Genomic DNA, 7,156 nt, shown 5'->3' with positions numbered 1-7,156 from the left:
CAAATCGAGATCGACCGGTTGCGGCTCGCGGCCGCGGCGTGCGAATGCCACGGCAATATGCGACTCGAATTCGAGAACATCTTCGCGATGAACACGGCCCGACCTATCTCATTGGCCGTGCCGGATGAAGGGCGTATCCCCTGAAGGGAAGCGTGGTTTTGCATCACAGTAAATCCAGTTGCCCATGTCGCAGAAGGGTCAAAACCCGAAGAACTCAACCGAAGAAATCTAGTCCGCTGTGCCTCGCCAAGCGGACTTCGGTGACGTAGTTCACCACTTCGCCGATGGGCCAATAGCAAATATCGCGCGTACAGCGGGCCAAGAGGAATGCGTAACAGTGGCCGCCATTTCTAGGATTTCGCGCTGCGCCGCAGTAGTTTGCTCCACATCTGCCTCCTCTCCTTTGTAAGTGCGATGCGCTGCATCGAGATGACTGTCTTCTTGTCGGGTGAAAAGCAACAAACTCTCGACCAACCATACCGAGCGAAATGCGCGTTTCTTGCTGCGGTGCGCCTAAACATTGCCTTACGTCATAGCCCGAAAGTGCCAGAATTTACTCATCTTTTGCTGACGCGGGAATTTCTGCATGTGCAGGAACCCTGCCTCATGAGTTTGCATTGTCTATTTGTTTTCCATTTGTTGTGAGGCCGATCATGCGTCTCATTTTCAGGATGGTCGCGATTGCGGCAGCCCCGGCTTGGATGGGGATACACACGGACCCTGCTGCAGCACAGAACTTCGATGAGAGATGGTCCATCATTCCAAAGGCACACGCAGAGCCGGTACCTGAGGCACGCGACCAGTCTAAACAGGATTCGCAAACGCAACCTCCGGTCGGGGCAGAGCCGACACGTGGTTCGGAAGATCGCTCAGCGACTCGTTCTTCCAACCGAGTATTTTCCGGAAAGGCCTCCTACTATTCGTATCGGACAGGAAAGACAGCGAGCGGCTCTTCGTTCAACCGGAGCTTACTGACCGCAGCCCACCGCAGCCTGCCGTTCGGCACGCGAGTTCGCGTCACCGACCTTGAGAGCAACAGGTCGGTAGTCGTTCGTATCACCGACCGCGGACCGAGCGTTCGTGGCCGCGTCCTCGACCTTTCGCTCGGTGCCGCGCGGAGGTTGGGGATTACGGATCGTGGCGTGGCCCAAGTTCGCGCTGAGGTACTCTAAGCTTGTCCCTGCTAGGGAAAGTCTTCCAACCGCAGCATGAAATGGAAAGACACAAAGAATCAGGAGATGAGAGGCGATAGCGTCGTCCTTCGCCATCGCCAGCAGACCCATCTCTCGGCAGAGTTCGACGAAGCGCGCACATACCCTGCGCAGCGCCAGGCCGTTGTCCTTGCGGAAGTCCGCAATCGTCTTGTGATCGGGAGCGAGCCGACCCAGCAGCCACATCACCTTGACATAGCGCCCGGCCTCTCGTTCCAGCCGCCGGCTCGACTGCACCCGGTTCAGATAACCGTAAATGCAAAGCTTCAGGAGCACCGAGGGATGGTACGACGGCCGACCGGTGGCCGCCGGCTCCACACCCTCAAAGCCCATCTCAGCCAAACCGAGCGCATCGACAAATACGTCGGTCACGCGAACTGGGTTGCTCTCGTCAATGAAGTCATCGAGACATTCAGGCAACAGCGTCCGCTGCCCACGATCCGCCTCTTCAACGAAGCGCCTCATCGATTCCCCCAAAAAATCACAGGAGAATCATAACAGCAGCCCAGTGTTTTCACACAGCCAGGGTCACGAGCCGTAATGCTCGCGGCGAGCAAAGCACGTCAGCTCTGCCTGCGAAAGAAGACATGAGCGAGACCTGCAAATCCGTCGCGATGGGCCAGTAGGCGACATCGCGGCGACGCGCTGAGGAGGCCGACACTGGGGTGGCCTCAATCGTCATCCTGCCGAGGGAACGGCGGGTCCGAGCATTTGGGCACTAAAACCCCGGCATGAGAATCAAATAGGCACCAAGCCGGACCTAAACTTTATAGAGCGCTCGGAACGAAATTTATCTGACGCGGTTTAGCGCGAATGATGCGTCGCTTCAGAAGGAGCTGAGCATGAAGAAAAGCATTCTTGTTGGGCTTGCTATCCTCACTGTCTCCACTTCTGCCGCTTCGGCATGGACTCATCAAAGCTACCGGAATAGCCACCGGCCTCACTATGGTTCCGCCTACGGCGCGACTAGGGCCGCCCAAAGCGAAGCCATGACCAACCGCGCTTACAACGCTTACAACAACGGCTATTATGGTCCGGGTTATGCGCGTTCAGGCTTCTGGCCGGCCGATGCAGCCGGCGCGGCGATTGGAACGGCCGGGGCCGTCGCCGCTGGCGCAGTCAATACCGCAGGCGCGATTGCAACGGCACCATTCCGGCCGGCTACTTCCTATGGCTATTACCCGGCTAATTCCTACGCCATGGCTCCGGGCGGTGTGAGCAGCAAGGACCACGCGCAGTATATGAAAAATCTGCGCGACTCCGGGTATGATCGGAAGAACGACTTCAACGCGAACGGGACCGTAAAGACGCAATAGCGCCAGGTCTCGTGGAACACCGAAGCTAGCGATCGCAAGACAGTAAAAAAGCCCGGAGGCGGAAGACCTCCGGGCGGCGGGCTTTGCGTGCGCAAAGCCTTTGCCCGCTGCGCCTTGCCATAGGCGCGACTGTCAACCGGGCGTCAAGAGTCAGGGAACGGCAACAGGCTTAAAACAGGCTCAAAGCGTCGGCAGCTAACGGTGACCGCACAAGCAACTGGCTCGCGTATCCTCGGCTGGTACGCAGCACTTCAAGCAATCCATGTCTCTTGTGGGTCAAAAGCGCCGTTTGAGAAGTCGGCCGGTCACTTCCGGTCCACCTCGGTCAGCGGACCATTTTACAGTTTGCCCGCACCCCGCATCGGGACTAACCAGACAGTGTAAGTGCCGCACTAGGGTCCAGTGCAGTGATCGCCGCCTGCACTGGCGGCATGCTTGCCTCGATGGAGGAGACATCGGCCCGAGTGGGGCTTCGTTTTGCGTGTGGTGGCTTCCGAGCCGGTCTGCCGCTGTTAGCTTATCGCGCGGGCCGAGCGTATCGCGCCATACGCTCGGCCCGTCCGTTGTCTGGCCGAGCGACTGTGCACAGGATGGCGTGCGGTGGGGGTCCGACGCTCCGTCACCACGAATGCAGCAGCAAGGATGAGACCCGCTCTCATCTGACCTCATCCCCTCACGGCGATAATCCTCCGCCTAGCCGCGCGAATAAGCTCCCTGATATCGAAGACCAATGGAGTCAGGGGAACTGACCTGTTCCGTGAAATGAGACCCGCGTCGCACTGACAGGTGAAACCTTTCGAACTCTCGGTGTTTGGATTTGCTAGGAGAGTTGACATTGAAGCGAATCCTGAAACCGATCACTTATGTCTTGGCCGCCCTGTATTTCTTGGCGGACGCGGTTTTCATGGCCATCGCCAAGCCGATCTCGGATTGGCTGGCCAGGCGTGTGGTGCTGAGGCGATTGCGCGCCTGGATCAGATCGTTGCGGCCCTACCCGTCGTTGGCGTTGTTTTCGGTGCCGGTGATCCTGCTGGAACCGGTCAAACCGGTGGCGGCTTATCTGGCTGCTACCGGTCAGATGGTGAGCAGTGTTGTAACGTTGATCGTCGGCGAGCTTCTAAAGCTCGTCCTGGTCGAGCGCCTGTTCAGTCTTACCCGCGACAAGCTGATGACAATTCCTGCCTTTGCTTGGGCGTACACAAAATTCCGCGAAGCCAAGGCATGGCTGAAAAACACCGAGGCCTGGCAAGCCATTCGCGCAATAAGCAAGGCTGCCCGTCAGTATCTAACCGAGATGAAAAAATCCGCTGCAGTGGCGTTTCGGCGGCCTTGAGAGACTGCGGTTCGCGGCAATCCGAAAAAGGTCTGTACCCGAGCCGGGCAAGCCTGAGCGGGTCGCATTGCCCCCAGTCTTTCGTTGCGCGCCAGCACCCACTCGGCCGGCACGTAGAGATCAGCGAAAGCGGCAGCTCCAGCGCCAAGGTTGCAGCGTCGCCACATTGCCAAACCGACTGTGAAAGATGGGAAGGCTGACGTGACTCACCTTCGAGCGGCACCATCGAATTGATGTCGCATTTGAGTCACGAGCCGGCGTCGAAGCTCACGCTGAGCAACGTCCGCCCTAGCCGTGACAGCGGAAATCCTGAAGGCTCCCGGTGATGCTCTTGCGGCAACTTCGTCACGATGCGGTGCAGTCGACCGGGCCACCATGCCAAGGCGGTCCACGCGACCGAATGCGTCGTTACCAGTCGAGTCCGCCATCCGGCTCAGATTGCCCGTCCCGCAAGTGGCCTGATAGCTACGCCGCCTCGAGTAGGAGCCAGCCTCGGGTCATATTCTGAATTCGTCCATCCGCCGGCCTGATGCCAACTGCTTTGCCAGCCAGTGCGGGCACTTGCCTCGACCGGCCCAGGTCTCAGCCGGATCATCGGGATTTCGATATTTCGGAGAGACTCGCGGATATGGTCGCCGTGCGGCAATAGGCCGTTCTAATCGATTCAATCTGTCGACCAGCCGTCGCCTCTCTTGAGTGATCTTCTCCTTCAGCACGTCCGAGATTTCCACGTGCAAAGTCCATAGATGGTCAAGATCCATTCTTTCGAGTTCAGCGCGTCTCATTGATGTGTCCCCGTTCTCGAAGTCGCAGGCCCACCGGGTAAAAACTAAGATTTCTCATCTTGGTTAAACTGAGACTAAAATGCGCAATTAAATCGGATTTTGGTGGCGAGCGCGGATTATCTCGGCGCCTCTGAGCCGTTCTCCGTTCAAGATTCGGGCCTCGAACTTGCGGCGCGGCACCGCGGTTGTTCTCGAGGATGCCAATTCCACCAGGGGGCGCCAGCCGACGGTGCGAAATATCTCCGGCCGTTCGCCATATAGCCGGGCTACGCGCATCATCTCGGTGACGAGCAAGGGGTCGTGAAGATCGAATTGCTCGCGAACAGCCCGCCCGAAGCGCTTATTATTTGGCGTGGCATCGCGCAGCGCCGCCAGCTTGCACCCAGATCGATCCGACGCTCTATATGCGCTAGCCGAGCCGCGTCGGTCGTTGCGCGTGCCGCCGCGGCTTCGGCTTTTTTGTCGCGTTTTGCTGGTGCAGGAGGTTCGAACTGGCGACGGAGCTCGTTGAAGAGCACCGACGCGACACCGTATCGCTGAGGCCCGACGTCCCGGTTCAGTTTGGCTTGGCGCTGGGCCGCGGCTATATCGACGCGATCGAATATCTCGAACCAACGAAGGCCGCTATCTGCCCATTTCGGGTACGCGACCATGATGTCGCTGATGGCGTAAATGGCAAATACGTCGAAGCCCTGCCCCGCTGGCGAAACGAAGACAGGTCCGTTCGCCAAGCGAAAATGAGATCAGCTTCTCAATCGCAGGTGGCTGTCCTGCGTCCAGCCCGACGTCCCTATCATCTCTCAGACCAACTGCTCAGATTTGCCGTCAATAGATTTTTCTTGATCTCTCGGTGCACACGTCGTGCACACGCCGCCCTCTAACCAGTTGAAAGACTTGAACTCTCGCTCCAATCCATCATCGGAGCCACAGAAAAGCGATAGTCTTGCGATTTCAATACTTTATCCTATGTTCTCAATGGGATGAACCCGGAACATGTGCACTCCAAACTAGTCGAAATTGCACACGTTTGTACCTGTTTTGACCTCTCAGTGCACACGTAGCGTACACGAATTGGGGAGTGCACACGGCCATGGCCAGCCTCACTCAATTGCCGTCCGGAAACTGGCGCGTCCAGGTGCGCCGCAAGAACCGTTACGTGTCAGAGGCCTCGCATATTCACGGAAAATGAAAAGTGCTGATACTTCTTATTCGCCCGGTCTATATCAGTCGACTTGGAGCCTTGAACTGGTCGTTCCCGGTCTGGCTCAGCGTATCCTGTTGACGAAACCGTCGACCTTCGCGCGCAGCGCTTCTGCTTGCGCGCCGGGCTCGTCCGCCAACCCTCGCACGTTTGCTGCTGTCGAACCGGTCGCTTCGGCCGCCCTCCCATCTGTCGATTGATCTCGGCGATCGAGTTCGACAATTGCTCAGTGGCAGCCGCGACCGTCTGGACATTCGACGCTTATTTCACGCAAATTCCAAAATCAGTGCATCCACCGCGAGCGTTGCGCCGGCACTGGCGTGGATCTTCTTCACGGTGCCGTCCTGCTCGGCTCGGAGCACGTTCTGCATCTTCATGGCTTCGACGACCGCGAGCGTCTCACCGGCCTTGATCTCCTGCCCTTCGCTCACCGCGATCGAGACGATGAGGCCAGGCATCGGACAGAGCAGCTTCTTGCCGCTGTCGGAGGCCGTCGTCACCGGCATCAGCCGGGCGGAAGTTGCTTCCGCTTCGGTCCAGACATAGACCGGCACCTCGACGCCCTGATGCGCCAGACGAATGCCGTTGGGAACCGGGCGCGCCTGGACCGCGACGAAATGGCCGTCGATGGTCCCCTGCCAGACCGGATCGCCCGGCTTCCACGGCGATTGCAGCAGATGCGCATTGCCGGCGTTGCCTTCGGCATCGATGAAGCGGATCGCGATCGCGTCGCCTTCGCGGCCGACCTCGAGCAAAATCTCCTGGCGATCGAGCCACACCGCGCGGCGGCGCTCGCGCTGCACGACGCGGCCGCCCATTTGTCCCGAGATCTGCCGCTTGCGCTCGCCGAGCACGTGATCGATGGCGGCGCCAACGGCGGCGATGCGCCGTGCGACCTCGCCTTCCGGCACGCGCACCGCAAAGCCCTTGGGGAATTCCTCGGCAATGAAGCCAGTCGAGAGCCGGCCTTCGCGCCACCGCGGATGATGCATCAGCGCCGACAGGAACGGGATGTTGTGCCTGATACCATCGACATAGAACGAGTCGAGTGCGGTCGACTGCGCCTCGATCGCCGCCGCGCGCGAGGGCGCATGCGTGATCAGCTTGGCGATCATCGGATCGTAGTGGATCGAGATCTCGCCGCCTTCCTGCACGCCGGTGTCGTTGCGAATGGTGATGCCGTCCTGGCTGGCTTCCACCGGGGGACGGTATTTCACCAGGCGCCCGATCGAGGGCAGGAAGTTGCGGAACGGGTCTTCGGCATAGACGCGCGATTCCACCGCCCATCCCGTCAGCGTCACGTCCTTCTG

The 7,156-nt window shown here is 59.2% G+C and carries 6 protein-coding genes and 1 pseudogene; 3 read left to right on the top strand and 4 right to left on the bottom strand.

What is annotated here, in order from left to right; genetic code table 11:
• Positions 1-653: 653 nt before the first annotated feature.
• Positions 654-1,172: a septal ring lytic transglycosylase RlpA family protein gene (locus AC5ZGW_RS44775; protein WP_496114128.1), complete on the top strand. Its 519-nt coding sequence runs from the start codon at positions 654-656 to the stop codon at positions 1,170-1,172.
• Positions 1,173-1,268: 96 nt separating this feature from the next.
• On the opposite strand, the pseudogene AC5ZGW_RS44770 reads toward AC5ZGW_RS44775, so the two are convergent.
• Positions 1,269-1,676, bottom strand: a pseudogene (locus AC5ZGW_RS44770) (transposase); the annotation flags it as partial.
• Positions 1,677-2,053: 377 nt separating this feature from the next.
• Between AC5ZGW_RS44770 and AC5ZGW_RS44765 the strand changes: the two are divergent.
• Both AC5ZGW_RS44765 and AC5ZGW_RS44760 read left to right on the top strand, forming a co-directional pair.
• A complete protein-coding gene (locus AC5ZGW_RS44765) occupies positions 2,054-2,527 on the top strand; it encodes a hypothetical protein (protein ID WP_130231183.1) in 474 nt (157 codons plus the stop codon).
• 835 nt (positions 2,528-3,362) lie between these two features.
• On the top strand, positions 3,363-3,860 hold the full coding sequence (locus AC5ZGW_RS44760; RefSeq protein WP_130231185.1) for a hypothetical protein: 498 nt from the start codon (positions 3,363-3,365) through the stop codon (positions 3,858-3,860).
• Positions 3,861-4,357: 497 nt separating this feature from the next.
• Here the strand turns inward: AC5ZGW_RS44760 and AC5ZGW_RS44755 are convergent, their stop codons facing one another.
• From AC5ZGW_RS44755 to AC5ZGW_RS44745, 3 genes are all read right to left on the bottom strand, one after another.
• Entirely contained in the window at positions 4,358-4,621 is a 264-nt protein-coding gene (locus AC5ZGW_RS44755) for an H-NS histone family protein (RefSeq protein WP_456671273.1), read from the bottom strand.
• 299 nt (positions 4,622-4,920) lie between these two features.
• The gene (locus tag AC5ZGW_RS44750; protein ID WP_130231189.1) at positions 4,921-5,376 is read right to left on the bottom strand and encodes a hypothetical protein; all 456 of its coding nucleotides are present in this window, start codon (positions 5,374-5,376) and stop codon (positions 4,921-4,923) included.
• A gap of 736 nt (positions 5,377-6,112) precedes the next feature.
• A partial coding sequence (locus tag AC5ZGW_RS44745) for a biotin/lipoyl-containing protein (protein ID WP_496114127.1) occupies positions 6,113-7,156 on the bottom strand: 1,044 nt, incomplete at its 5' end.

The organism is Bradyrhizobium sp. Crot121, assembly GCF_059512385.1.
This window is presented reverse-complemented; position numbering and strand designations above follow the sequence as displayed.